The following is a 25,549-nucleotide window of genomic DNA, read 5'->3' as shown; positions in this document are numbered from 1 at the left end:
GTTGGTGCGAACCTTATAAAGGGTTCGTTTTTTCTGTGAACAGTATAGATCGGAGTGTTTAAACATGCAAGAAGTATGGAAAGACATTGATGCACACGCCAAACGGTGGATTCGGGATGCAGGAGAGCATTTAATGGCATCAATGAAAAAAGCACTTATTATAGAAACAAAATCAAATGCAGCTGACTTAGTTACAAATATGGACCGAGAGATAGAACAGTTTTTAATTGGGAAAATTAAAGAAACATTCCCGAATCATAATATTTTAGGAGAAGAGGGTTATGGAGACGAGATAACGTCTTCTGACGGGGTTGTTTGGTTAATTGATCCAATTGACGGCACGATGAACTTTGTTCATCAAAAAAGAAATTTTGCGATTTCAATTGGGATTTATGAGAACGGTATCGGAAAGATTGGACTTATATATGATCCAGTGCATGATGAACTATATCATGCAGTCAAGGGATCTGGAGCTTTTTGTAATGATATATCAATTCCTCCATTGAAAAAAGGAACTGTAGAGCAAGGTATTGTAGCTTTAAATGCGATATGGCTTACAGATAATCCATTGCTTAATATGGAAAGTATGATGGCACTTGTTAAGAAAGCAAGGGGCACAAGATCATATGGCTGTGCAGCGTTAGAGATGGTATACGTTGCAACAGGAAGAATAGATGCATATGTAACGCCGAGATTATCACCATGGGATTTTGGCGGAGGACAGATAATTGTAGAAGAAGTTGGAGGTAAGGTGACGACATTCTCTGGAGCGCCACTTTCTATCATAGAGAAGAGCAGTGTGTTAGTTGCAAAACCAGGAGTGTATGAAGAAGTGTTATCGTTTATATGAGAGCAACAAAAAAAGTAAGAGGCTGTGTATAAGCTTCTTACTTTTTAGCGTTATTGTGATTTGCGCATTTTTCTTTTTGTTACAAAACCGTATCCAACTGTAACAAATGTGCCGATAATGCAAATAATAATACCGATTGGACTATTTTCAGCAATCATAATGCCGATACCGATTAAGAAAATAACACCGATAATTGCAGTTAATAAAAAGCGATATTGAATGTGTTCCATTTCTTCACCCTCCAATCTCATTTTACTTTCACAAAAGTAAGAATACAACTATATTTTCATTCTTGCTTTTATTTTAATTGCTATTGTATCCCCTTCGCTCTTATAATAGAGAAGGATTAAAAAGACATTAGGAGTTGGACATGTTGAAAAAACGACAAGATTTACGTAATATAGCAATTATTGCCCACGTTGACCATGGTAAAACAACACTTGTTGACCAGTTATTACGTCAAGCGGGGACTTTCCGTGCGAACGAACACGTTGAAGAACGCGCAATGGATTCAAATGATCTAGAAAGAGAACGCGGTATTACAATTTTAGCGAAAAATACAGCGATTCACTATGAAGATAAAAGAATTAACATTTTAGATACACCTGGTCACGCTGACTTCGGTGGAGAAGTAGAACGTATCATGAAAATGGTTGATGGTGTTTTACTTGTTGTTGATGCATATGAAGGTTGTATGCCACAAACACGATTTGTTTTAAAGAAAGCTCTTGAGCAAAACTTAACTCCAATCGTAGTTGTAAACAAAATTGACCGTGACTTCGCTCGTCCAGATGAAGTAGTTGATGAAGTAATCGACTTATTCATTGAGCTTGGTGCAAACGAAGATCAATTAGAGTTCCCAGTTGTATTTGCATCAGCAATGAACGGAACAGCAAGCTTAGATTCAAACCCAGCAAATCAAGAAGAGAATATGAAATCATTATTCGATACAATTATCGAACATATTCCAGCACCAATTGATAACAGCGAAGAGCCACTTCAATTCCAAGTAGCACTTCTTGATTACAACGACTACGTTGGACGTATTGGAGTTGGTCGTGTATTCCGCGGTACAATGAAAGTAGGACAACAAGTTGCTTTAATGAAAGTTGATGGAAGTGTAAAACAATTCCGTGTAACAAAATTATTTGGTTACATTGGATTAAAACGTCAAGAAATTGAAGAAGCAAAAGCTGGTGACTTAGTAGCTGTTTCTGGTATGGAAGACATCAACGTTGGTGAAACAGTATGTCCAGTTGAGCATGAAGATGCGTTACCATTATTACGTATTGATGAGCCAACACTACAAATGACGTTCCTTGTAAATAACAGCCCATTTGCAGGTCGTGAAGGTAAATACATTACATCTCGTAAAATTGAAGAGCGTCTTCGTTCACAATTAGAAACAGATGTAAGTTTACGTGTAGATAATACAGATTCTCCTGATGCGTGGATCGTATCTGGACGTGGGGAACTACATTTATCTATCTTAATTGAAAACATGCGTCGTGAAGGTTATGAATTACAAGTATCTAAGCCAGAAGTAATCATTAAAGAAGTTGATGGCGTAAGATGTGAGCCTGTAGAGCGTGTACAAATCGATGTACCTGAAGAATACACTGGTTCTATTATGGAATCTATGGGTGCACGTAAAGGTGAAATGTTAGATATGGTGAATAACGGAAACGGTCAAGTTCGCCTTACTTTCATGGTTCCAGCACGTGGTTTAATTGGTTACACAACAGAATTCTTAACATTAACTCGTGGTTACGGTATTTTAAACCATACATTCGATTGCTACCAACCAGTACACGCTGGACAAGTTGGTGGACGTCGTCAAGGTGTTCTAGTTTCACTTGAAACAGGAAAAGCATCACAATACGGTATTATGCAAGTTGAAGACCGTGGTGTAATCTTCGTTGAACCAGGTACAGAAGTATATGCTGGTATGATTGTAGGAGAACACACTCGTGAGAACGACTTAACAGTTAACGTTGTGAAAATGAAACAACAAACTAACATTCGTTCTGCGACGAAAGATCAAACTTCAACAATGAAGAAACCACGCCTAATGACTTTAGAAGAATCATTAGAGTACTTAAACGATGACGAGTTCTGTGAAGTAACTCCAGAATCAATTCGTCTACGTAAAAAGATTCTTGATAAGAGTGAGCGCGAAAGAGCTGCTAAGAAAAAGAAATCTGTTGAAGCGTAAAAATAAAAAAACAACGCCCTTTATAAAGGGCGTTGTTTTTTTATTTTGTTTATTTTTTAGAATATTTACTCATTTTTGTGGACAGTATTTTTTTTGCGAGTTACTCTTGTATTAAGTGTATAAAGAAAATTGCATTTTACTGCTAGGGGGGAAGAGTGTGTTAGAAAGGATGTCTTTTTTTGCAAAATTGTGTAAGGTAGATGAAAATCCAGAGTTAGGAATGTGGTTACTTTATGGGACGATTATTATATTAAGTGCTCTCGTTTATAATTTAGGGTTTGCTAGAAAGTTGTCTGTACTAAAAAATATTGTGATATACATATCATTAGCAATTGGATGCACAGTATTAACCTTTTTTGCTGTGTTTTTACCTGTTGGAGAAGGACTTGTTGTAGCGGCAATTGTACTTGGAATTTATAGATTGCGTTTGCGTCAAGCGAAACAACAAAAAGCAGGATAAGGAAGGGGAGTTTTCATGCGTTCAGTACAAGATGCACTATATAATTGGTTAACAATTAAAACAGTTGCGGAAGCACGTCCAGATGATAGTGCTGCAAAAGAAACATATTTGTTATTTCAAAATATGATATATGAAGAACATAAATTAAGAAATGTGGAAGTCGAAAAGAACGAGGAAATGTATTTAATTACATATGAAATGAATGGAGAACGGAAATCTGCAAGGTTTCCGTTAGAAGCCATTGATTGTTTTTTGGATCAGATGAATCGTGAACCAGAAAAACATAAATAAGTCCTTATCTATATGAGTAAGGACTTATTTACATTTTACCAATCATCTTCGATTTTTTTATCACGATATAATCGGAAATTACCACTTGCATGACGTTCCATTGTACGCTCTGCAATTCGTTCCGAACATTCCATGCACATATATGTATGAATAGGGCGATTACGCAGTTTTTTTGCCATAGGATTTTCATCATCTAACATATCTTTTTTATCACAAATCATACATTTGACTCTCATTTCGTCACCTCAATACGAATTCTATCAGTATAAGTATATCATGGAAGTATAATGTTTTTGAATAATAGCGGGAAAAAATAATATTTTCGCAATTCAAAAAATAAGTTATGATAAGGATATACCAAGTATGTTTGGAGGTGAAAATATGGCGAATGTAGTAGAGCCTACCTTAACAGAGGATTTAGTACAAACGTTGCGTAAAGAGTGTATTGTTATGATAGCAACGACAGATTTCGAAAAGCAAGTTCCTAACGTAAGTGCTATTTCTTGGGTGTATGCAGTGAGTAAAACTAGTATTCGATTTGCAGTAGATCAACGTTCACGTATTGTGGAAAATATACGGCATAATACAGGTGTGGTATTGACTATAATGGCGAATGAATCCGTATTTTCTATAAGTGGTGCAGGTGAAATTTTGACAGATAGAATGGAAGGTATTTCTCTAAAATTAACTGTAATAGAAGTAAATGTGCAAGAAGTGCGTGATGTTATGTTTTATGGAGCGAAACTTGCAATTGAACCAACATATGAAAAAACATATGATCTTCGGGCAGCGAAAAAGCTGGATAATGAAGTGTTAGTAGGGATAAGAGAATTATAAAGATGCTAAATAGGAAATTCGTTTATTCACTTTTGTAATCGGTTATTGTGATTTAACGTTAATAATTATAATAAAAAGTAATATATTGAATAGAAATGAATAAAGAATAAATAAAAGGTTTAATGACTATGATTTTCGATTCTACCTCGTTTACACGGTACATATAATTATAACAATGGTTCGTCCATATTGTATGGATGAAACCCTTGTTCTACAAATTTAAAAGTGGAGTCAGGGGGTAACAGGTTGGATAAAATTTATGTGTTAGATACGAATGTACTTTTGCAGGATCCTTTATCTATTTTTTCATTTGAAACCAATGAAGTAGTGATTCCAGCAGTTGTATTAGAAGAGGTTGATTCGAAAAAACGTTATATGGATGAAGTAGGACGAAACGCTCGTTATGTATCTAAGTTAATAGATAAATTTCGTGAAATAGGAAAGCTGCATGAAAGTATCCCGCTAGAAAACGGCGGAACATTTCGTATTGAATTGAACCATCGTTCATTTGTGCAACTACAAGATATTTTTGTAGAAAAAACAAATGATAATCGAATTTTAGCTGTAGCAAAAAATCTATCTTTAGAAGAACAGGAAAAAGAGGACGGGAAGTCTGTTATTTTAGTAAGTAAAGATGTACTAGTAAGAGTAAAAGCTGATGCAATTGGTTTGAAGGCTGAAGATTATTTAAGTGATCGCGTAATTGAAGTAGAAAATATATATTCTGGTTTTTTAGAAGGATATATATCAAAAGAACAATTGGATTATTTTTATGAGAAAGGTGAATTGCCTCTATCTGAAATTGCGAATCATCCTTTTTATCCAAATCAATTTGTAGTGATGAAAGATGCATTAGGGGGCTCTAGTTCTGCTCTTGGCATTGTGGATCACTTAGGTAAGAAGGTAAAGAAACTTATTTTTCACAATGAACAAGTGTGGGGGATACGACCACGAAACGTGCAGCAAATTATGGGATTAGAATTGTTGCTTCGTGAAGATATTCCGCTTGTAACGTTAACGGGGAAAGCCGGCACAGGAAAAACGTTACTTGCGTTAGCTTCGGGACTTATGCAAACAGAAGACTTAGGGTTATATAAAAAATTACTTGTGGCAAGACCAATTGTTCCAGTTGGAAAAGATATCGGTTATTTACCAGGAGAAAAAGAAGAAAAGTTAAGACCATGGATGCAGCCAATTTTTGATAACCTAGAGTATTTATTTAATACGAAAAAGCCAGGAGAGTTAGATGCTATTTTAGCTGGAATGGGTTCGATTGAAGTAGAGGCCCTTACTTATATACGCGGGAGAAGTATTCCAGATCAGTTCATTATCATTGACGAAGCACAAAATTTAACAAAGCATGAAGTGAAGACGATATTAACTAGGGTAGGGGAAAAGAGTAAGATTGTATTGATGGGAGATCCTCAGCAAATTGATCACCCATATTTAGATGAATATAATAATGGCTTAACGTATGTTGTAGAGAAGTTTAAAGAACAGCGTATTAGTGGTCATGTGAAGTTTGTTAAAGGGGAGCGATCTAATTTAGCTCAACTAGCAGCAGATTTATTGTAAAAAGGAGTGAGCTTAAGCTCACTCCTTTTCTTTAAAAAATTGTAAATTTACGGATGTTACGGATTGGATTTTGTTGATTAGATCCATCATTGAAATAGAGATGAACAGGCCCGTCTTCTTTTAATGGTTTTCCTTCTTTTGAAAAGCCTAGTATAGCATTTTTGACAGTTTCTAATGGAAGTGTCATTGTATGATCTACCGTTTCAATTTCAACTTGCGTAGCGTCTTCTAAAATTTCAGCGTTAGCAAGGAATGGATGAAATGGTATACCAAATGTTCCAGTAATCAGCTGTTCTTTTTTATATTTCTTCACACTTTGTTGTATTGGAGGAAAAGCGGCACCATCACGGATTTCGCGATCCCAATGTTCTGAAGTGTTTTTTAAATAAGTTTCTAGTTCAGACGTGTTTTCTCTAGCTTCATCAAAGTAAGTTGTCAAATCTACTTTTCGATCATCAAAGATCCAAACAGTTGGATCAATAGTGATTGGAAAACGTACTTTTCCGTTAATAAATAAAATTTCGCTCATTGTTGTTCCCCCATTTGTGTTATACTCCCACTTTTCAGTATAATAGTATTAGACACTGTTGTCACAAAAAATGTTTCTATTGCAATTTATTAAAACTATCGCTAATATTAATAGATAGGATAGAGGAGAGTAGGACGGAAACGGAGGGAATCAATTTGGCGTCTGAGACAGTAGCAAATCATCAGGAAAAGGCACTAGCCCTTCTACAAGCGGATGCAGAGAAGATTTTAAGACTTATTAAGGTGCAAATGGACCATCTTACAATGCCGCAATGTCCATTATATGAAGAAGTGTTAGACACACAAATGTTTGGACTATCCCGCGAGGTCGATTTTGCAGTTCGCCTTGGTCTTATTGCAGAAGAACAAGGGAAAGCAATGTTAGGTGAGCTCGAACGTGAGTTATCTGCACTTCATGAAGCATTTACAAACAAACAACAATAACGGGTTCAAATAAGGGGGCTCAAACTAAATTAGTTTGAGCTTTTTATTTGTATAATAAAGCAGGAAGAATCAATGTACATATGGAATACAACAATAATTAAATTGAAACAGAAAGAGGAAATGAAATGAAAAAAGTATGGAAATCAATGGATTATTCATTGTTACTTCCTCTTGTTATTTTATGTGTGCTGGGGGTAATAATGGTATATAGTTCGAGTTCCATTGTTGCGATTTCGAGATTTGATAAACCAGCAAATTTCTTTTTTAAAAGACAATTAATTACTTTAGTTGTTGGGACAATGGTATTAATAATTATTGCTACTATCCCATATAAAGTTTGGAGAAAACGAATTTTTTTGTTGGGGAGTTACGGTGCTAGTGTTGCCTTATTAGCTGCAGCTGCCTTTTTCACTAAGAAAGTAAACGGTGCAAACGGGTGGATATTTGGAATACAGCCTGCAGAATTTGTTAAGATAACAGTTATTCTCGTCTTAGCTCATTTTTTTGCGAAAAGACAAGAAACGAATACACCTGTTTTCAAAGGGTCAGGTCCAGTACTTATTGGTGTTGGAATAATCATGTTTTTAATATTAAAGCAAAATGATTTAGGTACTGATTTGTTAATTGCAGGAACAGTAGGAATTATGTTTCTTTGTTCGGGAGTACAGGTTAACTTATGGATTAAACGAATTGCTTTAACTTCTATAGTATGGATTCCGGCACTATATCTTCTTGGTAATTATGCATTAAATCCATATCAAAAGGCACGTTTTTCTGTTTTCCTTGATCCGTTTAATGATCCTCAAAAGGATGGGTTTCAATTAGTGAATTCATTTATTGGAATCGCTTCTGGAGGGCTTAATGGTAGAGGATTAGGGAATAGTGTACAAAAATATGGTTATTTACCAGAACCGCAAACGGATTTTATAATGGCAATTATATCTGAAGAACTTGGTTTTATAGGTGTAGCTATCATTTTAATCTGTTTATTACTTATTATTATTCGGTCATTTAGAGTTGCGCAAAAGTGTACAGATCCATTTGGAAGTTTAATAGCTATCGGAATTGCAAGCTTGTTTGGAGTTCAAACGTTTATCAATGTCGGTGGTATGTCTGGAGTAATACCACTTACAGGAGTACCATTACCGTTTGTTAGTTACGGCGGAAGTTCTTTATTAGCTAATCTACTTGCAATGGGAATACTACTCAATATTGCTAGTCACGTGAAACGACAAGAGAAACAACAGAATGGTGTAATGAAAGAAAGAGAACAAAATGGACCACATCTTGTAGTTGTAAAATAAAAACACATTGTGCTTTAGAGCATGATGTGTTTTTTATTTTTAAATATGATGTACTAATTTCTCTTTCAGCTAAAAGATATATCACATTAAGTTAAATGTGATATACAATTAAGTTGTTATGAAAGGAAGAGGTATGCTATACTATTTTTGTGAAACAAATTGCACAGAAAACTTATCATTTGTTAGAAAATAAGGTATGATGGATAAAAATAAAGTGAAGCTTTCTAAGTATAATATAATGTGGAAAGTGAAGAACTTCACGCTTTTTAAGGTGTGTGTATATTTTATCTCTAGAGTGGTAGGAAAGTAGAGGGGGAAAATCATGACAAAGCTGCAACGTATTCAAAAAGTATTGGTAGCTAACCGTGGAGAGATTGCAATTCGTGTGTTTCGAGCTTGTTCGGAACTTGGATTAAAAACAGTTGCAATCTATTCTAAAGAGGATAGTGGTTCTTATCATCGCTATAAAGCCGATGAGTCCTATTTAGTTGGGGAAGGAAAAAAACCAATTGATGCTTATCTAGATATTGAAGGCATTATTGAGATTGCAAAAAGTAATCATGTAGATGCAATCCACCCTGGATATGGTTTCTTGTCAGAAAATATTCAATTCGCTAAACGTTGTGAAGAAGAAGGAATTATCTTTATCGGTCCGAAAAGTAAGCATTTAGATATGTTTGGAGATAAAGTGAAAGCAAGAACACAAGCGCAGCTAGCACAAATTCCAGTTATACCTGGTAGTGATGGTCCAGTAAATTCATTAGAAGAAGTCGAAAAATTTGCTGAAAAGTATGATTACCCGATTATTATTAAAGCATCCCTTGGGGGTGGCGGTCGTGGTATGCGTATTGTGCGTACTAGTGAGGAATTAGGAGAATCATATAATCGAGCGAAATCAGAAGCGAAAGCAGCTTTTGGTAATGATGAAGTTTACGTCGAAAAATTTGTTGAAAAACCTAAACATATAGAAGTACAAATTTTAGCAGATGAAGAAGGCAATGTTGTTCATTTATACGAGCGTGACTGTTCTGTACAACGTCGTCATCAAAAAGTTGTAGAAATTGCACCGAGTGTATCACTTTCAGATGATCTGCGTCAGCGTATTTGTGATGCTGCTGTGAAGTTAACGAAAAATGTAAACTATTTAAATGCAGGAACAGTAGAATTCCTTGTAAAAGATGATGAGTTTTACTTTATTGAAGTAAATCCACGTGTTCAAGTAGAACATACGATTACAGAAATGATTACGGGAGTAGATATTGTTCAATCACAAATTTTAATAGCGGATGGACATTCATTACATAGCAAAATGGTAGGTGTTCCGAAGCAAGAGGAAGTAGTTGTACATGGATTTGCAATTCAATCTCGTGTAACAACTGAAGATCCGCTAAATAATTTTATGCCGGATACAGGAAAAATTATGGCGTATCGATCAGGTGGTGGTTTTGGTGTGCGTCTTGATACAGGAAATAGCTTCCAAGGTGCAGTTATTACACCGTACTACGATTCTTTACTTGTAAAAGTTACAACTTGGGCACTTACTTTTGAGCAAGCTGCTGCAAAAATGGAACGTAACTTAAAAGAATTCCGTATTCGTGGTATTAAAACAAATATTCCATTCCTAGAGAATGTAGTAAAGCATAAAAACTTCTTATCAGGAGAATATGATACTTCATTTATCGATGCGTCACCTGAATTGTTCTTGTTCCCGAAACGTAAAGACCGTGGAACGAAAATGTTAAATTACATTGGTACAGTAACAGTAAATGGTTTCCCAGGAGTAGGGAAAAAAGAAAAACCAATATTCCCAGATGCTCGTATTCCATGTTTAAAACATTCAGAGCCAATCCAAAATGGAACGAAACAAATTTTGGACGAGCGTGGAGCGGACGGATTAGTAAAATGGGTACAGGATCAAAAACGTGTACTTTTAACGGATACAACATTCCGTGATGCACACCAGTCATTACTTGCAACTCGTATTCGTACAAAAGATTTACATCAAATTGCGGAGCCAACAGCGAGAATGTTACCGAACCTATTCTCAGCGGAAATGTGGGGCGGTGCAACGTTTGATGTTGCGTATCGTTTCTTAAAAGAAGATCCATGGGAACGATTACTAGATCTTCGTGAAAAAATGCCGAACGTGTTATTCCAAATGTTACTTCGTTCTTCAAACGCAGTTGGATACAAAAACTATCCAGATAATTTAATTCAAAAATTTGTGGAATGTTCTGCTCAAGCAGGCATTGATGTATTCCGTATTTTTGATAGCTTAAACTGGGTGGAAGGCATGAGAGTTGCAATTGACGCTGTACGAGATACTGGTAAAATTGCAGAAGCAACAATGTGCTACACAGGGGATATTCATGATCCACTGCGTAGTAAATATGATTTAAATTACTATAAAAATTTAGCAAAAGAGTTAGAAGCATCAGGAGCTCACATTTTAGGTATTAAAGATATGGCGGGCTTACTAAAACCAAATGCAGCATATGATTTAGTTTCTGCATTAAAAGAGACAGTGTCGATTCCAATTCATCTGCACACGCACGATACGAGTGGAAATGGTATATTAACGTATACGAAGGCAATTGAAGCGGGTGTTGATATCGTCGATGTAGCAGTGAGTTCTATGGCTGGTCAAACGTCACAACCAAGTGCGAACACGCTATACTATGCGTTAGGCGGAAACGAAAGACAACCAGATGTTAATATAGATTCTTTAGAAAAACTATCTCATTATTGGGAAGATGTACGCAAATACTATGCACCGTTTGAAAGTGGTATGAATGCGCCTCATACAGAGGTGTATATGCATGAAATGCCGGGTGGGCAGTATAGTAATCTTCAGCAACAAGCGAAGGCGGTTGGTTTAGGAGATCGATTCGATGAAGTGAAAGTAATGTACCGCCGTGTGAATGACATGTTTGGAGATATTGTAAAAGTAACGCCATCATCAAAAGTTGTTGGTGATATGGCATTATTTATGGTTCAAAACCATCTGACAGAACAAGATGTTTTAGAGCGTGGACATGCTATGGACTTCCCAGGGTCTGTTGTTGAAATGTTCTCTGGTGATTTAGGTCAACCGTACGGTGGTTTCCCGAAAGAATTACAAAAGATTATTTTAAAAGGGAAAGAGCCATTAACAGTAAGACCAGGTGAATTACTAGAGCCAGTAGATTTCGAAGCGTTAAAAGAAGAATTATTCCATAAACTTGGACGCGAAGTAACGATTTTTGATGTAGTGGCATATGCTTTATATCCAAAAGTATTTATGGATTATGAAAAAGTTGCTGAGCTTTATGGAAATGTATCTGTACTTGATACACCGACGTTCTTCTATGGTATGAGACTAGGTGAAGAAATTGATGTAGAAATTGAACAGGGTAAAACATTGATGGTTAAACTAGTATCAATTGGAGAACCTCAGCCGGATGGAAACCGCGTTCTTTACTTGGAATTTAACGGTCAACCACGTGAAATTATCGTGAAAGACGAGAGTGTAAAAGCAACAGTTGCACAACGTGTGAAAGGGAACCGTGAGAATCCAAATCATATTAGTGCAACGATGCCAGGAACGGTAATTAAAGTAGTTGTAAAAGAAGGCGACGAAGTGAAAAAAGGCGATTCTATGGCAATTACAGAAGCGATGAAAATGGAAACGACAGTTCAAGCGCCGTTCAATGGTAAAGTGAAGAAAGTATATGTTAACGATGGTGATGCAATTCAAACGGGTGATTTACTTATTGAATTAGATCACTAAAATAAGAAAAGAGCTGTGTAAATACAGCTCTTTTTTATTGCAAAAAATCCCTTGCCGAATTGGCAAGGGATTTTAGTTTTAAATTATTTTGTTTGTTTAGAAGTTGATTTGGCTTCTTTTGCATTCACTTTACTTCTTGTTCCTAGCATAACTAAATAGCATAGTACGGCAAACAAGCAAGAAATGAATAGAGAATGTAACAATGCCATCGCTAAACTAGCGTTTGTAAATACAACTAAAACTCCTACTACAGCTTGAAGTGTAACAAGGATAAATGAAATAATCCATCCCCAATATACTACAGGTTGCTGCTTGTAATGGCGAATAGCGAGAATCATCGCGTATAGTATCCAGGCGAAAATTAACATCGCTGCAACTCTATGGCCCATTTGAACCCATTCATGTAGTTGAGTTGGCATAGGTCTGTTTTTGCTACATAAAGGAAAGTCTGGACAGGCTAAGCTAGCTCGTTCGTGACGTACTAAAGCACCTGTGTAGACGACGATATAACTGTAAATTGTTACACCATAAATATGAAATTTCATTTTTTTGTCCATAATAAGTGAACGTGCATCAAATTTTTGGTCAATTTCAAAGATAAGACACGTTAATAAGATGACAGAAGCAAATGAAATTAAGGAAATACCGAAATGGATAGCAAGTACAGCTGGCATTTGTCCCCAAACAACTGCTGCTGCTCCCATTAATGCTTGTGCAACTAAAAATACGAAGGATAAAATTGCTAACGTTTTTGTTTCACGCACATGTTTATAATATTTCCAGGACAAAATACAAAGTAGAGTGACAAGAATTCCAGCTGATCCTGATGTTAATCGGTGGCTAAGTTCAATAATAGTTTCCATTGATAAATTAGATGGAACAAATTCACCGTTACAAAGTGGCCATGATTTACCACAACCTTGACCAGAACCTGTTTTTGTAACTAAAGCGCCTCCTAATAAAACTATTAATAAATCAAGGCTTGTAATGACTGCTAACCATTTAATAAAGCGTTGCAATCTCTTTCACCATCTTTCTGCTATGAAGTTATTGCGAAATATTTTCATTCCATTATGTATAGAATAAAACGCGCTAGTTCCTATGATATATAAAAAATAATAAAATAGCAAAGAAATGGAGGGGGAAGGAAAGGGAGAGAAAATAGGTGTAAAAACAGGGTTCGCAAGGAAAATTTTGGGTGAAAAATAGGCTATTTTGAAAAGAAATGGGGAGAATACGTGTTAAATAGGACAAAATAGTTTATTATAGAAGGTAACATCATGTTATGATAAGGACAAGTCAGAATGAAGTTTTTTATATTCGACACAAAAAGTTCATGTTTTCTTCACAAAATGTTCGGGAAATATGATTTAATATATTGGAGTATGGGCGTAGATTAGTAGTAGAATGGGTTAACAATGTTTCTACTGTAATAATATTGCTATATAGAAGCGAATTATTTCATTTGAAATATGCGCAAAAAGAAAGATGAAAGTTTTAAGAGGGGGTTAGAGTGATGAACCATGCAACAAGTGAGCTGCATGATGAGTCCGCTGTTACAAGTGTACCGGAAACAACTCGGTTACAAGATTTAAAAGCACTCGTTAAAATGGGGATTGTAAACTCAAATACACTTACTGTATTTACAGGATTTTGGTTGGCATTACACTTTAATGGATTAAGTGTAATGGACAATCTGGATAAGTTATTCTTTACAATCGTTGGTTCTGGATTAGTTATGGCAGGGGTATGTTGTTTAAACAACTACATTGATCGAGACATCGATCCATTAATGGAAAGAACAAAGACCCGTCCAACGGTTACTGGAAAGTATAAACCAGGATTTGCACTTACATTTGGACTAGTCATATTACTTCTTGGTTTTGTATTTTTATTATTAACAACACCAATGGCAGTCTTAATGGGATTTATTGGTGCTTTCACATATGTTGTTCTATATAGTTTATGGACAAAGAGAAAGTATACACTAAATACTGTTGTAGGGAGTATATCTGGTGCAGTTCCTCCTTTAATTGGATGGGCAGCAATCGATCCATCTTTAGGCCATCCAATTGCTTGGATGTTATTTTTAATTATGTTTATTTGGCAAATCCCACATTTCCTTGCATTAGCAATGAAACGTGTTGATGAATATCGAAATGCAGGAATTCCAATGCTTCCTGTAGTTCATGGATTTGAAATTACGAAACGCCAAATTATGATTTGGACAGTATGTTTATTACCACTACCATTTTATATGAGTGGACTAGGGATAACATTTATGGTAATTGCAACACTGCTTAACATCGGATGGATCGTTTTAGGATTTTATGGCTTCCGTAAGAAAGATGACATCAAATGGTCCGTGCAAATGTTTGTTTATTCCCTAAATTATTTAACAATCTTATTTGTATCAATGATTGTAGTTACATTCTTCTAAGACAACGACATAATTGGATTTCTTTACGTTGAGATTTACTTTACTTAACTATAAAGTACAATCTAATTCACAAGGAAAGTGGGGGTTGTTTGTATGAAGAAACAGTGGCGACTGCTTTCGTTCGTTTCACTGCTGGCTTTACTGTTAGGGGGATGCGGTAAAGCCTTTCAATCTACTTTAATTCCGCAAGGAGAAGTAGCAAAAATGCAATATGATTTACTTCTACTGGCAAGTGCAATCATGGTAGGAGTAGTACTAGTAGTTACTATTATTTTCTTATATGTAATTGTGCGTTTCCGACAAAAGAGAGGTCAGGAAGATTATATTCCAGAGCAAGTTGAAGGGAATCACAAGCTAGAAATTATATGGACAGTTATTCCGATTATTCTTTTACTAATCTTAGCTGTTCCAACAGTTACATATACATTCAAACTTGCTGATGTAAGTGCGATGGAGAAAAAGAATATTGATAAAGATACTATCGTTGTTGATGTAACAGCGAATCTTTATTGGTGGGAATTTTCTTATAAATCAGAAAAGATAGTAACTTCGCAAGATTTGGTCATCCCCACAGGTAAGAAAGTGTATTTAAATTTGAAGGGTGCCGATATTAAACACTCATTTTGGGTTCCATCTTTAGCAGGGAAAATGGATACAAATACAGACAATGTGAACAAAATGTGGTTAAAGGCAGATAAGTCGGGCACTTATAATGGTTTTTGTACAGAATTTTGCGGCCCATCACATTCTTTAATGCAATTTAAAGTGAAAGCTTTAGATGAAAGCGAGTACAAAAAATGGCTTGCTGATATGAAGAAGATTGATGGGAAGAAAGAAGTAGCTTCAACAAAGGCGCAAGAGGGCCAAGAAATATTTAATAAAAGCTGTATTGGTTGTCACGCAGTTGGATCTAATGATAGTAGACCACCTTCCGCTCGTATTGCACCAAACTTAGCAAACTTTGCGGATCGCGATATGGTTGCCGGTATTGCCGAAAACAATGAAGAAAACTTAAAAAAATGGCTGAAAGATCCTGAAAATATGAAGCCAGGAAACAAAATGACTGGCAAATATGGCAACTTAACGGATGATCAAATTGATGCATTAAATGCATACTTACAAACGTTAAAAGTTGAAAAGTAAAGAGGGACTATTCGCGAAGGGGAGGTTGAAAACGTGAGTTCTGTAGCAAAAAAACAGGGGATGGGTGCTGTCATATGGGATTATTTAACGACAGTAGACCATAAAAAGATTGCCATTCTCTATTTAATTGCAGGTGGATTGTTTTTTGTAATAGGCGGAATAGAAGCTCTATTTATTCGCCTTCAATTAGCGATTCCTAACAACGCTTTTCTTGTTGGGGATGCTTATAATCAAGTATTAACGATGCACGGTACAACAATGATTTTCCTCGCAGCTATGCCACTCGTGTTTGCATTTATGAACGCCGCTGTACCACTTCAAATTGGTGCACGTGATGTAGCGTTCCCGTTTTTGAATTCACTCGGATTTTGGTTATTTTTCTTTGGTGGAGTATTTTTAAATTTAAGTTGGTTTTTAGGTGGAGCACCTGATGCAGGATGGACATCTTATGCATCTTTAGCTTTAGCCTCTAAAGGGCATGGTGTTGATTTCTATGTACTCGGCTTGCAAATCTCAGGTATTGGTACATTAATTGGAGGAATTAACTTCCTTGTAACCATTATTAATATGCGCGCTCCAGGAATGACGTATATGCGTATGCCGATGTTTACATGGACAACATTTGTAACATCTTCGCTTATATTATTCGCTTTTCCGCCGTTAACTGTAGGATTAGGACTTTTAATGTTAGATCGTTTATTTGGAACAAGTTTCTTTAATCCGGCATTGGGCGGGAATACAATTATATGGGAGCATTTATTCTGGATTTTCGGTCATCCAGAAGTATACATTCTTATACTCCCAGCTTTCGGAATATTCTCAGAAATCTTCGCAACATTTTCGAAAAAACGATTGTTTGGTTATTCATCGATGGTGTTTGCGACTGTATTAATTGGATTTTTAGGATTTATGGTATGGGCGCACCATATGTTTACTGTTGGACTTGGTCCAGTTGCTAATGCTATTTTCTCAGTTGCAACAATGGCGATTGCGGTTCCGACTGGTATCAAAATATTCAACTGGCTCTTTACAATGTGGGGCGGAAGTATTCGTTTTACTACACCAATGATGTGGGCAGTAGCTTTCATTCCATCATTCGTAATGGGTGGAGTTACAGGGGTTATGCTAGCATCTGCACCAGCTGATTATCAATTTCATGATAACTATTTCGTAGTAGCACATTTTCATTATGTAATCGTTGGCGGTGTTGTATTTGGTTTACTTGCAGGAGCTCATTATTATTGGCCACTGATGTTTAATAAAGTATTAAATGAAACATTAGGAAAGATAACGTTTTGGCTATTCTTTATCGGCTTCCATTTAACTTTCTTTATTCAGCATTTCCTTGGCTTGATTGGTATGCCACGCCGTTACTACACATATCTTGAAGGGCAAGGGTTGGAAATGGGGAATATGATTAGTTCCATCGGAGCGGTGTTTATGGCCCTTGGAACGATTGTTCTTCTATTCAATGTAATTAAAACAACAGTATCAAAAGAAAAAGCTGGTCGTGATCCGTGGGATGCACGTACATTAGAATGGACAATGCCAGCACCGACACCAGAATATAACTTTAAACAATTACCATTTGTTCGCGGATTAGATCCGTTTTGGATTGAAAAACGTGAAGGTAATAAAGAGATGACAGCAGCGGAACCAGTTGGTGATATTCATATGCCAAATCCTTCGTTTTCACCATTTGTTATTTCTTTCGGATTGTTTATAGCGGCATTTGGTGCGATGTATATGCAGGGCGGAAAAGATAAGTTCTGGTTATTAGTAGCAATTATTGGTTTAATCATTACATTTGGCGCAATGTTCCTACGTTCAGTAATTGATGATCATGGGTATCATATTCATAAAGAAGATTTAGAGGATAAGGGGGGCAAGGCATAATGCATGTAGATGAAAAGTTAACGAATGAAACATTTCCAGCAGAGCCTGAAAAAGCAACCCTTGAAGGGAAAAATAAGTTTGTCGGTTTTTGGTTATTTCTTGGAGGCGAAACAGTGTTGTTCGCTTCCTTATTCGGCACATATTTAGCGTTAAAGAATTCTACAAATGGTGGACCAACATCTCAAGAGATGTTCCAAATGCCACTCGTTTTCATTATGACGATGCTTTTATTAACGAGTAGCTTAACGAGTGTATATGCGATGTATCACATGAAAAACTTTAACTTTAAGAAAATGCAGCTTTGGTTACTAGTAACAGTATTGCTAGGTTTAGGGTTTTTAGGATTTGAGATATATGAGTTTTATCATTATACACATGAATTTAAGCATACTATGAGAAGTAGTGCGTTTGGCTCTGCGTTTTATGCTCTTGTTGGTACACATGGACTCCACGTATTGTTTGGGTTATGTTGGATTTTAACATTAATCTTTAGAAATGCGAAGAGAGGTCTAAATTTATACAATGCACCGAAGTTTTATGTTGCATCGATTTATTGGCACTTTATTGACGTAGTTTGGGTGTTTATTTTCACTGTAGTATATTTAATGGGAATGGTGGGATAAACAATGGCGATAAAGCAAACGAATAATCCTAAAGTTGATCTTGTTTATCGGAAGAGAAAAAGTGCGGAGGAAATGAGGCATCAAGTTATTACGTTTGCATTAATGATTTTTTTAACATTAGTTGCATTTGTAGCAGTGGCGTATCCAAAAACTTTTAGTCCGATTTTCTCTGTACCGTTTATTTTACTATTAGCAGTGGTACAAGTAATTTTTCAATTGTATTATTTTATGCATATGAGTCATAAAGGACATGAAGCAGCAAGTTTCTTTCTTTACTCTGGTCTGCTAATAGGGTTAATTACAATTTTAGCTTTTATGACAATCGTGTGGATTTGAAAAGTGAAAAATAAGGGAGCTTGTGTTGTCACAGCTCCCTCTTCATATTATGAGATAACCTTACGAAGGTAGGTGTGAAAATGAGTAACTTGTGGATATTTGGTTTTCAGGCTTTATGGAGTCCAATCTTTTTATTATTTATGCTTTCAATTCTTATTGGGTACTTCTTAATTATTGGGCCATATAGAATGCGATTTGAAAATGCGACGAAGGTAAGTAAGAAGCAAATTTTTTATTTTACGACTGGTATTGTTCTTTTGTATTTTGTAAAGGGAGGACCTATTGATTTAATTGGCCATATTATATTTAGTGCTCATATGTTTGAAATGGCAGTCATGTATATTGCAGTTCCACCGTTACTGTTGCTTGGTATACCAATTTGGTTATATCGTTACATTACTTCTTTTAAGTTCGTTCAAATTATATTAAAGGCATTTGCTAAACCACTTATTGCGTTGTTTGTATTTAACGGCCTGTTTTCTTTTTATCATTTACCAGTTGTTTTTGATACAGTAAAACAAAGTCAAATAGCTCATCCTATTTGTCTCGCTATATTGTTTTTTACAGCAATCATGATGTGGTGGCCGATGTTAAATCCATTACCAGAATATCAAACGTTAAGTGATATAAAGAAACTTGGTTATATGTTTGCTAACGGCATATTATTAACGCCTGCTTGTGCGTTAATCATTTTTGCGACAGCGCCGTTATTTGCAACGTATACGGATCCGGCTGCTTGGATGAAAGCGATGGAACTATGTGTACCAGCGGGCACTTTATCAGATTTAAATATAACGGGACCAGAATTTTTGCACTGGATGCCAGTCGTACAAGACCAGCAAACTGGTGGTATTATAATGAAAATTGTCCAGGAAATAGTATACGGTACAATTATAGGCTATGTATTCTTTAGATGGGCACGTAGAGAACGTGAAAAGGATAAGGAGCAGTTGCAACAATTGCCGCCGTATTTGCAGACTAAGTAAAAAAGTGTATGGGATTCCATGCGCTTTTTCTTTTTTAGTTTTAGCTACCTTTAAAAAAGATTGAATTTTCTAACTTTTTATGTTAAGTTAGTGTAGGCGTGTACTAAAAGTGGAGATAAAATTTACTACTAGCTTTCATGCGTAATAATTCCATATGTAGTGCAAGTTTTTTAGAGAGTTACAAATATATATTGTTATCTTTAATAAACACGAACTATTTTAAGGGGGAGTTTAAATGGGTAGTAGTGGAAGTATGGTAAAGCCGATTAGTGGTTTTTTGACAGCACTAATTCAATATCCAGTACCAGTAGTAGAATCGCGTGCAGACATTGATAAACAAATTCAACAAATCATAAAAACAATTCATTCGACCAAATCAGGTTACCCTGGTTTAGAATTGATAGTATTTCCTGAATATAGTACACAAGGGCTCAATACAAAAAAATGGACTACAGAAGAATTTTTATGCACAGTGCCTGGGCCAGAAACAGACTTATTTGCTGAGGCATGTAAAGAATCTAAAGTATATGGTGTTTTTTCAATAATGGAGAAAAATCCTGATGGTGGAGAGCCATATAATACAGCAGTTATTATTGATCCACAAGGTGAAATGATTTTGAAGTATCGTAAGCTAAATCCTTGGGTGCCAGTCGAGCCTTGGAAAGCTGGAGATTTAGGCTTACCTGTTTGTGATGGACCTGGAGGAAGTAAATTAGCTGTTTGTATTTGTCATGATGGCATGTTCCCTGAAGTAGCTCGTGAAGCGGCCTATAAAGGTGCAAATGTCTTAATTCGTATTTCTGGATATAGTACACAAGTTAGTGAACAATGGATGCTAACCAATCGCTCAAATGCATGGCAAAATTTAATGTATACATTGTCGGTAAACTTAGCGGGTTATGATGGTGTATTTTATTACTTTGGTGAAGGACAAGTATGTAACTTTGATGGGACTACTTTAGTACAGGGTCATCGAAATCCGTGGGAGATTGTTACTGCTGAAGTATATCCAGAACTAGCAGATCAGGCTAGATTAGGATGGGGATTGGAAAATAATATATATAATCTAGGTTCAAGAGGATATGTAGCAACTCCTGGTGGGGTGAAAGAAAATCCATATACGTTTGTAAAAGATTTAGCTGAAGGTAAATATAAGGTTCCTTGGGAAGATGAGATTAAAGTAAAAGATGGATCTATTTATGGATATCCAGTAAAAAAAACGATTCATTCTTAGGGAAGGGAAATAAAACAAGCGCATCATATTGATGCGCTTGTTTTTGTTAATCAATAATTTGAAATTCTTTTAACTCTTTTTCGACATTTTGTAGGAGTTGTTCGCTTTTTTGAAGTACATTCGTTGGGAAAGTCTCATCATCACCATATTCAACGCCGTGAGGATAATAATGTTTTCCTAATAAGGGGGGAAGTAGTTTTACTTCAGCGTGTCTACTGCCGATGTCACCTTCAACAGCAACTCCTTGCACTCGTAAATAATAAACATCCTTTAATATTTCAAATTTATAATCGTATGTAACTCGTTCATAATCCCACTGTCCGGCAAGTACGAAGTGGTTGTTTTCCATGATTTCAGTTAAAAGAGTTAATTCAACGACGGCTCCATTAAATTTCGTATTTGTAAATTGCATATAATACCTCCTTTTTTAATGTTACACCATTATTTTTATAATAGTATGAATAATAAGAAAGTGCAATTCATATTGAGAGAAAAGGGATAATCCAGACTTTTTTCACAAAAATATGATATAGTGAAAAGAGTACGGTACACACAAAAAGAAAGAAAAGGATTTGTGTATATCTCAATTTTATGTTTTGTTCAGGAGGTATATCGTTTGAAGAAATTATTGCGTATCGTAATGATTACATTTTTAATTTTAGCTGTTGATTTATACGGGAAATTACTCGTTTCACAATATATATTAACCCCATCTCAATCAAAGCAAGAAAATAAAATTGTGAAAAAGAAAAAGCAAATTAAGGAAGACTCCTCAGACACTGTTTTAAATATGATTGGTGAAGACTCTGAAAACTTATTAGCGAAGTGGGGAGAACCCTCTCGAATAGAGCCATCTGCATACGGATATGAATGGTGGGTATACAACCAGGATTTAACTCAGTATGTTCAATTTGGAGTTTCTGAACGTAAAGTTGTAACGGCATACGCAGCTGGTGAACAAGTTAAGGTTCCACCTTATTATATAAATGAAAAATATGAAGAAGTATATAAAAAAAGTCCGCTTTCGCATGAAATTTCATTAAAAAGAGGGAAAAATAGTTATCAATTTGAGCTATCTGATACCGAAGTCATGGAACAACCGTTAATACCTGTAGAAGATGGATGGGCGCAATTGTATTTTGATCAATTTACACATGAGCTTGTTGGTGTTCGTTATATGGATGATGAAACTTTATTACGCCAAAGACCGTATCAGCTCGTTTATTCAGGTGAATTAATAGCAGAACAACCATTGACTCCAGAAAAAATAAAACAAGTAGAAAATGGGAATATGCAACAAATTTTTGATTTAACAAATATCATTCGAAGTCGTCATAAATTACCGTTATTAACATGGGATCAGGAAACAGCAGATGTTGCTGTTGGTCACAGTAAAGATATGAAAGACAATAATTATTTTTCTCATGACTCACCTACATTAGGTACACTAGGAGATCGTTTGCAGCGCGGGAAAGTAGGATTTCAACTTGCTGGTGAGAACATAGCGGCGCAACATAGTGATGGAATTGCGGCAGTGCAAGGTTGGTTAAATAGTGAGGGGCATAGAAAGAATTTATTAAATGAACAATTTACAGGATTAGGTGTTGGTGTATACGATAAATTTTATACACAAAACTTTATTCGAAAATAAAGCGAAACTGTAAGCGGTGGGGTGTCACATTACCAAATTAGTTACTTCGTATTCACTGAATTGTAGGTGGGAATCTGACCGTATGCAAATAGCAGAAAAAAAGGTGCATGAATCGTCTAAAAATAGGCGAACCATGCGCCTTTTTTTTCTTACTATATAGTAGATATACATGGAGAGGTGAGGATTATGCCAACAACAAAAGGACCGTTACATCCATCGATTCAACAGTTTAAAGAATTTGTAAACCATCACCCTAAAATGGTTCATGAGGTTAGAAGTGGTCATAAAACATGGCAACAATTTTATGAAGAATGGTACTTACTTGGTGAAGAAGATCCAATATGGGCAACTTATAGACCGGATGGAGCGCCTGCGTTTTCTTCGGTAAAAGAAAATAAAAAAGAAAAAGATAATCGAACTGAAGAGGAAAAAACTGCTGATGTGATGGGGCAAATGCTTTCTTTTTTTAAAAAGTTGGACGTGGAACAAATGCAGAACCATTTAGCCAATGTGACGAGTGCAATTGGGAGCGTGCAACAAGTTATTCAGCAATTTCAAGGTAACCGTACGCAGCAAGAGCAAAGTACTTCAGAAAATAACCCGTTTTTCTTTCAAAAGGATTAGGGGGAAAGATGATGAGAGCAGAAATTATGGAGTTTATAAAGGCTGATGAGGATTTATCTCGCTATATTAGAGAGCAACCGTACTGGTATAGAAAATTAACACGAAATCCTGAAGAAAAAGAGGCTTTTGAGTTAGCGGCGATGCAACATTTCAAAAAAACGATACCAGATAAAGTGGAAAAGTTTCAAAATCAATTGGCCGTTGCTTCGATCATGATTGATATGTTTCAGTATATGAAGCAACAAAATGCAACCTAATTGGAAGTGAAAAATATGTCCGTCATGCAGAACTTTTGTTACAATAGAAGTTGATTATTTAAAAAGGAGTTGCAGCATGACGGAAATTTGTTTAGTACGACATGGACAAACTGATTGGAATTTTCAAGAAATTATTCAGGGGCGAGAAGATATTCCGCTTAATGAAGTTGGTAAGAAGCAAGCGAGTCAAAGTGCAGCTGCTTTACAAGAAGAAACGTGGGATATCATTATAAGTAGCCCGTTAATTAGAGCGCAAGAAACGGCTAATGAAATCGCAACGGCAGTTGGATTACAATCGATTTTATTAGATGAGCGATTTGTTGAACGGAATTTTGGAGAAGCTTCAGGGAAGCCGGTTGCGGCTGTTAGAGAGTTGATTGCTGAGGGTAAAGTAGAAGGTATGGAGCGAGATGAAGAGATTGTAGTTCGTTGCTTTGCTGCTTTAGAAGATGTTGCGACAACTCATTTTGGCAAACGTATTATTATTGTTGCTCACTCACACGCGATAAAAGCGATTTTACATGCCATTGAACCAGATGAAATTACATTTAAGACACCATTAAAAAATGCGTGTATTAGTTATGTGAAACAAAATAGTGGAAAATGGGATGTTCTTAAATATAATATAGCGGAACATATTAATGTATAAGTGTGTACGGATATAGTGTAAAAATAGTTACGTTATATCTTTCTTTTGAGTAAGTCACTTCAATTAGTAGTTCTAATCTAAATGTGGTATGATGGATACTCGGAGGTGTCTCTCATGATTGTAGCGACGCTAGAAAGCGTATTAATATTAGATAAGGCAGAGCAGCTTGCAAAAGCGATTATCTGTTCAGATATAGCAGAAGATTATCGTAAGTATTATAGAGAATTACATGAAGATATGGAACTTCAGACGCTAATTCAGCAATTTACAGCGATGAAAGAACGGTATGAGGAAGTACAGCGTTTTGGAAAATACCATCCTGACTATACTACCGTGTCGATGAAAATGAGAGAATTAAAGCGTTCTGTGGACTTACATGATAAGGTTGCAGCTTTTAAAAGAGCAGAAACTGCTTTGCAGAAGTTATTAGACGAAGTTAGTGTAGCAATCGGTTCGGAAGTGTCTTCTTCCATTAAAGTGCCAACAGGAAATCCATTCTTTGATGCTGGTGGCTGTGGTGGAGGTTGTGGTACTGGCGGAGGTTGTGGTTGTAAAAAAACGGGGTGATGTACCCCGTTTTTTAGAAGTTGGAAGAAAACGTATACAGAGTTTGTCCTGTAATGTTATAAATTTCTGATTGGTTTTCATAGAATATAAAATATATGTTTTTAAAAGGAGAAGATGGAGAAGATTATGTTCGGGCAACGACAAAGTATGATTGTTTATTTACATTCATTGAAACATGCCAAGATTTTAAGGAAATATGGTAACATACATTACATATCAAAACGATTAAAATATGCTGTAGTATATTGTGATATGGAACAAATTGAGCATATGATGCATAAGTTGAACAAACTTCCTTTTGTGAAAAAGATAGAACAGTCGTATCGCCCGTATTTAAAAACGGAATTTGAAAATTCCCGTCCTGATCGAGCAAAAGAATACGATTATAGCTAATAGAAAAAATCCCCTGCTAAATTTAGCCGGGGATTTTTCACTTGAAATAACACGTTATTTCATCGGAGGAATGAAATTGTTCATTCGTAAAATACCAATTAAATGATTAAAAAATAGTTCTTTTTCTGGGAAAGTTGTAGATGGTTTTACAGTAAAGGTAGCCACTTTTTTTCCGAGTTGTTCTGCCGTTTCTTCAAATAAAATGACACGTTTACTTTTTTTATTTTCAAATACAGGAATGCCTTCACGACATATGTATAATGGTTGGAAATCACCAGTAGTAGTTGGTTTTAATATTACAACAAGCGAACACACTTTTTTATCGTTTTTTATCGTTTCAAATTGTAACATATGTGCTATACGTTCTTGATTTGTTTTGGCAATTTCAAGTAATTCATATAAATCAGAGTAGCCTTCTCCAAGTTCTATAAAGCGTTGAATCATATCTTTTCCTCCTCTTTCTTTTACTGTACCATT

At 35.8% G+C, this 25,549-nt stretch carries 28 protein-coding genes; 22 read left to right on the top strand and 6 right to left on the bottom strand.

Going from position 1 to position 25,549, the window contains the following annotated elements:
* Positions 1 to 64: 64 nt before the first annotated feature.
* A complete protein-coding gene (locus tag MKY21_RS19930) occupies positions 65 to 850 on the top strand; it encodes an inositol monophosphatase family protein (RefSeq protein WP_001158703.1) in 786 nt (261 codons plus the stop codon).
* Between the two features lie 50 nt (positions 851 to 900).
* Here the strand turns inward: MKY21_RS19930 and MKY21_RS19925 are convergent, their stop codons facing one another.
* Positions 901 to 1,080 (bottom strand): DUF5325 family protein, encoded by a 180-nt coding sequence (locus tag MKY21_RS19925; RefSeq protein ID WP_000400127.1) that lies wholly within the window; start codon positions 1,078 to 1,080, stop codon positions 901 to 903.
* A 140-nt stretch (positions 1,081 to 1,220) separates the two neighbouring features.
* On the opposite strand from MKY21_RS19925, the gene typA reads away from it, so the two are divergent.
* The 3 genes from typA (at position 1,221) to MKY21_RS19910 (ending at position 3,816) form a co-directional block, all read left to right on the top strand.
* A complete protein-coding gene (typA, locus tag MKY21_RS19920) occupies positions 1,221 to 3,065 on the top strand; it encodes a translational GTPase TypA (RefSeq protein WP_000914759.1) in 1,845 nt (614 codons plus the stop codon).
* A gap of 157 nt (positions 3,066 to 3,222) precedes the next feature.
* Positions 3,223 to 3,525, top strand: coding sequence for a YlaH-like family protein (locus MKY21_RS19915; RefSeq protein WP_000893662.1), 303 nt, complete (start codon positions 3,223 to 3,225; stop codon positions 3,523 to 3,525).
* Positions 3,526 to 3,540: 15 nt separating this feature from the next.
* Complete coding sequence (locus tag MKY21_RS19910) at positions 3,541 to 3,816, top strand: hypothetical protein (RefSeq protein ID WP_341077222.1); 276 nt, start codon at positions 3,541 to 3,543, stop codon at positions 3,814 to 3,816.
* Between the two features lie 35 nt (positions 3,817 to 3,851).
* Here the strand turns inward: MKY21_RS19910 and MKY21_RS19905 are convergent, their stop codons facing one another.
* A complete protein-coding gene (locus tag MKY21_RS19905; protein ID WP_002082250.1) occupies positions 3,852 to 4,052 on the bottom strand; it encodes a YlaI family protein in 201 nt (66 codons plus the stop codon).
* A gap of 145 nt (positions 4,053 to 4,197) precedes the next feature.
* Here MKY21_RS19905 and MKY21_RS19900 point away from each other — a divergent pair, with 145 nt between their 5' ends.
* Together MKY21_RS19900 and MKY21_RS19895 are read left to right on the top strand one after the other, a co-directional pair.
* Positions 4,198 to 4,653, top strand: coding sequence for a pyridoxamine 5'-phosphate oxidase family protein (locus tag MKY21_RS19900; protein ID WP_000024597.1), 456 nt, complete (start codon positions 4,198 to 4,200; stop codon positions 4,651 to 4,653).
* Between the two features lie 246 nt (positions 4,654 to 4,899).
* Positions 4,900 to 6,228, top strand: coding sequence for a PhoH family protein (locus tag MKY21_RS19895; protein ID WP_000358083.1), 1,329 nt, complete (start codon positions 4,900 to 4,902; stop codon positions 6,226 to 6,228).
* A gap of 31 nt (positions 6,229 to 6,259) precedes the next feature.
* On the opposite strand, the gene MKY21_RS19890 is transcribed toward MKY21_RS19895, so the two are convergent.
* Positions 6,260 to 6,757: a peptidyl-prolyl cis-trans isomerase gene (locus tag MKY21_RS19890; protein WP_341077219.1), complete on the bottom strand. Its 498-nt coding sequence runs from the start codon at positions 6,755 to 6,757 to the stop codon at positions 6,260 to 6,262.
* 155 nt (positions 6,758 to 6,912) lie between these two features.
* Here MKY21_RS19890 and MKY21_RS19885 point away from each other — a divergent pair, with 155 nt between their 5' ends.
* The 3 genes from MKY21_RS19885 to pyc all read left to right on the top strand — a co-directional run bounded on the left by MKY21_RS19885 (position 6,913) and on the right by pyc (position 12,273).
* Entirely contained in the window at positions 6,913 to 7,200 is a 288-nt protein-coding gene (locus MKY21_RS19885) for a YlaN family protein (RefSeq protein ID WP_000135694.1), read from the top strand.
* A gap of 125 nt (positions 7,201 to 7,325) precedes the next feature.
* The gene (locus MKY21_RS19880) at positions 7,326 to 8,504 is read left to right on the top strand and encodes an FtsW/RodA/SpoVE family cell cycle protein (RefSeq protein WP_000758404.1); all 1,179 of its coding nucleotides are present in this window, start codon (positions 7,326 to 7,328) and stop codon (positions 8,502 to 8,504) included.
* Positions 8,505 to 8,826: 322 nt separating this feature from the next.
* Positions 8,827 to 12,273 (top strand): pyruvate carboxylase, encoded by a 3,447-nt coding sequence (gene pyc, locus MKY21_RS19875; RefSeq protein WP_000164087.1) that lies wholly within the window; start codon positions 8,827 to 8,829, stop codon positions 12,271 to 12,273.
* Positions 12,274 to 12,356: 83 nt separating this feature from the next.
* On the opposite strand, the gene ctaA is transcribed toward pyc, so the two are convergent.
* The gene (gene ctaA, locus MKY21_RS19870) at positions 12,357 to 13,292 is read right to left on the bottom strand and encodes a heme A synthase (RefSeq protein ID WP_001188746.1); all 936 of its coding nucleotides are present in this window, start codon (positions 13,290 to 13,292) and stop codon (positions 12,357 to 12,359) included.
* 497 nt (positions 13,293 to 13,789) lie between these two features.
* Here ctaA and ctaB point away from each other — a divergent pair, with 497 nt between their 5' ends.
* The 7 genes from ctaB (at position 13,790) to MKY21_RS19835 (ending at position 20,931) form a co-directional block, all read left to right on the top strand.
* Positions 13,790 to 14,713 (top strand): protoheme IX farnesyltransferase, encoded by a 924-nt coding sequence (ctaB, locus tag MKY21_RS19865; protein ID WP_001015058.1) that lies wholly within the window; start codon positions 13,790 to 13,792, stop codon positions 14,711 to 14,713.
* A gap of 93 nt (positions 14,714 to 14,806) precedes the next feature.
* Positions 14,807 to 15,856 (top strand): cytochrome c oxidase subunit II, encoded by a 1,050-nt coding sequence (gene coxB / locus MKY21_RS19860; protein WP_000745276.1) that lies wholly within the window; start codon positions 14,807 to 14,809, stop codon positions 15,854 to 15,856.
* A 60-nt stretch (positions 15,857 to 15,916) separates the two neighbouring features.
* A complete protein-coding gene (gene ctaD / locus MKY21_RS19855) occupies positions 15,917 to 17,752 on the top strand; it encodes a cytochrome c oxidase subunit I (RefSeq protein ID WP_153579316.1) in 1,836 nt (611 codons plus the stop codon).
* Positions 17,752 to 18,375 (top strand): cytochrome c oxidase subunit III, encoded by a 624-nt coding sequence (ctaE, locus tag MKY21_RS19850; RefSeq protein ID WP_000557861.1) that lies wholly within the window; start codon positions 17,752 to 17,754, stop codon positions 18,373 to 18,375. Before ctaD ends, ctaE begins: the two co-directional genes overlap by 1 nt.
* A gap of 3 nt (positions 18,376 to 18,378) precedes the next feature.
* On the top strand, positions 18,379 to 18,711 hold the full coding sequence (gene ctaF / locus MKY21_RS19845; protein WP_000985706.1) for a cytochrome c oxidase subunit IVB: 333 nt from the start codon (positions 18,379 to 18,381) through the stop codon (positions 18,709 to 18,711).
* An 80-nt stretch (positions 18,712 to 18,791) separates the two neighbouring features.
* The gene (gene ctaG, locus MKY21_RS19840) at positions 18,792 to 19,697 is read left to right on the top strand and encodes a cytochrome c oxidase assembly factor CtaG (protein ID WP_000069023.1); all 906 of its coding nucleotides are present in this window, start codon (positions 18,792 to 18,794) and stop codon (positions 19,695 to 19,697) included.
* Between the two features lie 235 nt (positions 19,698 to 19,932).
* The gene (locus tag MKY21_RS19835; RefSeq protein WP_000535802.1) at positions 19,933 to 20,931 is read left to right on the top strand and encodes a formamidase; all 999 of its coding nucleotides are present in this window, start codon (positions 19,933 to 19,935) and stop codon (positions 20,929 to 20,931) included.
* A 46-nt stretch (positions 20,932 to 20,977) separates the two neighbouring features.
* On the opposite strand, the gene MKY21_RS19830 is transcribed toward MKY21_RS19835, so the two are convergent.
* Complete coding sequence (locus MKY21_RS19830) at positions 20,978 to 21,343, bottom strand: YugN family protein (RefSeq protein WP_001160947.1); 366 nt, start codon at positions 21,341 to 21,343, stop codon at positions 20,978 to 20,980.
* Between the two features lie 204 nt (positions 21,344 to 21,547).
* Here MKY21_RS19830 and MKY21_RS19825 point away from each other — a divergent pair, with 204 nt between their 5' ends.
* From MKY21_RS19825 to MKY21_RS19800, 6 genes are all read left to right on the top strand, one after another.
* Positions 21,548 to 22,582, top strand: a complete 1,035-nt coding sequence (locus MKY21_RS19825; protein WP_000735378.1) for a CAP domain-containing protein — start codon at positions 21,548 to 21,550, stop codon at positions 22,580 to 22,582.
* A gap of 186 nt (positions 22,583 to 22,768) precedes the next feature.
* Complete coding sequence (locus MKY21_RS19820) at positions 22,769 to 23,206, top strand: YlbD family protein (protein WP_001143324.1); 438 nt, start codon at positions 22,769 to 22,771, stop codon at positions 23,204 to 23,206.
* An 11-nt stretch (positions 23,207 to 23,217) separates the two neighbouring features.
* Complete coding sequence (locus tag MKY21_RS19815; protein WP_001200990.1) at positions 23,218 to 23,463, top strand: YlbE-like family protein; 246 nt, start codon at positions 23,218 to 23,220, stop codon at positions 23,461 to 23,463.
* A gap of 76 nt (positions 23,464 to 23,539) precedes the next feature.
* On the top strand, positions 23,540 to 24,112 hold the full coding sequence (locus tag MKY21_RS19810) for a histidine phosphatase family protein (RefSeq protein WP_341077216.1): 573 nt from the start codon (positions 23,540 to 23,542) through the stop codon (positions 24,110 to 24,112).
* A gap of 114 nt (positions 24,113 to 24,226) precedes the next feature.
* On the top strand, positions 24,227 to 24,679 hold the full coding sequence (locus MKY21_RS19805; protein WP_000634366.1) for a YlbF family regulator: 453 nt from the start codon (positions 24,227 to 24,229) through the stop codon (positions 24,677 to 24,679).
* A 126-nt stretch (positions 24,680 to 24,805) separates the two neighbouring features.
* Positions 24,806 to 25,072, top strand: a complete 267-nt coding sequence (locus tag MKY21_RS19800; RefSeq protein WP_002082261.1) for a YlbG family protein — start codon at positions 24,806 to 24,808, stop codon at positions 25,070 to 25,072.
* Positions 25,073 to 25,126: 54 nt separating this feature from the next.
* Here MKY21_RS19800 and MKY21_RS19795 read toward each other — a convergent pair whose 3' ends face one another.
* The gene (locus MKY21_RS19795) at positions 25,127 to 25,516 is read right to left on the bottom strand and encodes a DUF7147 family protein (protein ID WP_000616017.1); all 390 of its coding nucleotides are present in this window, start codon (positions 25,514 to 25,516) and stop codon (positions 25,127 to 25,129) included.
* Between the last annotated feature and the right edge of the window lie 33 nt (positions 25,517 to 25,549).

This window comes from Bacillus sp. FSL R9-9497, from assembly GCF_038005805.1.
In the GTDB taxonomy this organism is placed as follows: Bacteria; Bacillota; Bacilli; order Bacillales; family Bacillaceae_G; genus Bacillus_A; species Bacillus_A cereus.
This window is presented reverse-complemented; position numbering and strand designations above follow the sequence as displayed.

What these genes read in the sequence shown, in the direction of transcription:
- MKY21_RS19890 (WP_341077219.1), bottom strand. Translation starts at nt 6,757, where the DNA reads ATGAGCGAAATTTTATTTATTAACGGAAAAGTACGTTTTCCAATCACT.
- MKY21_RS19800 (WP_002082261.1), top strand. Translation starts at nt 24,806, where the DNA reads ATGTTCGGGCAACGACAAAGTATGATTGTTTATTTACATTCATTGAAA.
- ctaE (WP_000557861.1), top strand. Translation starts at nt 17,752, where the DNA reads ATGCATGTAGATGAAAAGTTAACGAATGAAACATTTCCAGCAGAGCCT.
- MKY21_RS19810 (WP_341077216.1), top strand. Translation starts at nt 23,540, where the DNA reads ATGACGGAAATTTGTTTAGTACGACATGGACAAACTGATTGGAATTTT.
- ctaB (WP_001015058.1), top strand. Translation starts at nt 13,790, where the DNA reads ATGAACCATGCAACAAGTGAGCTGCATGATGAGTCCGCTGTTACAAGT.
- MKY21_RS19815 (WP_001200990.1), top strand. Translation starts at nt 23,218, where the DNA reads ATGAGAGCAGAAATTATGGAGTTTATAAAGGCTGATGAGGATTTATCT.
- MKY21_RS19910 (WP_341077222.1), top strand. Translation starts at nt 3,541, where the DNA reads ATGCGTTCAGTACAAGATGCACTATATAATTGGTTAACAATTAAAACA.
- MKY21_RS19905 (WP_002082250.1), bottom strand. Translation starts at nt 4,052, where the DNA reads ATGAGAGTCAAATGTATGATTTGTGATAAAAAAGATATGTTAGATGAT.
- pyc (WP_000164087.1), top strand. Translation starts at nt 8,827, where the DNA reads ATGACAAAGCTGCAACGTATTCAAAAAGTATTGGTAGCTAACCGTGGA.
- MKY21_RS19805 (WP_000634366.1), top strand. Translation starts at nt 24,227, where the DNA reads ATGATTGTAGCGACGCTAGAAAGCGTATTAATATTAGATAAGGCAGAG.
- MKY21_RS19830 (WP_001160947.1), bottom strand. Translation starts at nt 21,343, where the DNA reads ATGCAATTTACAAATACGAAATTTAATGGAGCCGTCGTTGAATTAACT.
- typA (WP_000914759.1), top strand. Translation starts at nt 1,221, where the DNA reads ATGTTGAAAAAACGACAAGATTTACGTAATATAGCAATTATTGCCCAC.
- MKY21_RS19925 (WP_000400127.1), bottom strand. Translation starts at nt 1,080, where the DNA reads ATGGAACACATTCAATATCGCTTTTTATTAACTGCAATTATCGGTGTT.
- ctaG (WP_000069023.1), top strand. Translation starts at nt 18,792, where the DNA reads ATGAGTAACTTGTGGATATTTGGTTTTCAGGCTTTATGGAGTCCAATC.
- ctaD (WP_153579316.1), top strand. Translation starts at nt 15,917, where the DNA reads ATGGGTGCTGTCATATGGGATTATTTAACGACAGTAGACCATAAAAAG.
- MKY21_RS19900 (WP_000024597.1), top strand. Translation starts at nt 4,198, where the DNA reads ATGGCGAATGTAGTAGAGCCTACCTTAACAGAGGATTTAGTACAAACG.
- coxB (WP_000745276.1), top strand. Translation starts at nt 14,807, where the DNA reads ATGAAGAAACAGTGGCGACTGCTTTCGTTCGTTTCACTGCTGGCTTTA.
- MKY21_RS19835 (WP_000535802.1), top strand. Translation starts at nt 19,933, where the DNA reads ATGGGTAGTAGTGGAAGTATGGTAAAGCCGATTAGTGGTTTTTTGACA.
- MKY21_RS19880 (WP_000758404.1), top strand. Translation starts at nt 7,326, where the DNA reads ATGAAAAAAGTATGGAAATCAATGGATTATTCATTGTTACTTCCTCTT.
- MKY21_RS19930 (WP_001158703.1), top strand. Translation starts at nt 65, where the DNA reads ATGCAAGAAGTATGGAAAGACATTGATGCACACGCCAAACGGTGGATT.
- MKY21_RS19820 (WP_001143324.1), top strand. Translation starts at nt 22,769, where the DNA reads ATGCCAACAACAAAAGGACCGTTACATCCATCGATTCAACAGTTTAAA.
- ctaF (WP_000985706.1), top strand. Translation starts at nt 18,379, where the DNA reads ATGGCGATAAAGCAAACGAATAATCCTAAAGTTGATCTTGTTTATCGG.
- MKY21_RS19795 (WP_000616017.1), bottom strand. Translation starts at nt 25,516, where the DNA reads ATGATTCAACGCTTTATAGAACTTGGAGAAGGCTACTCTGATTTATAT.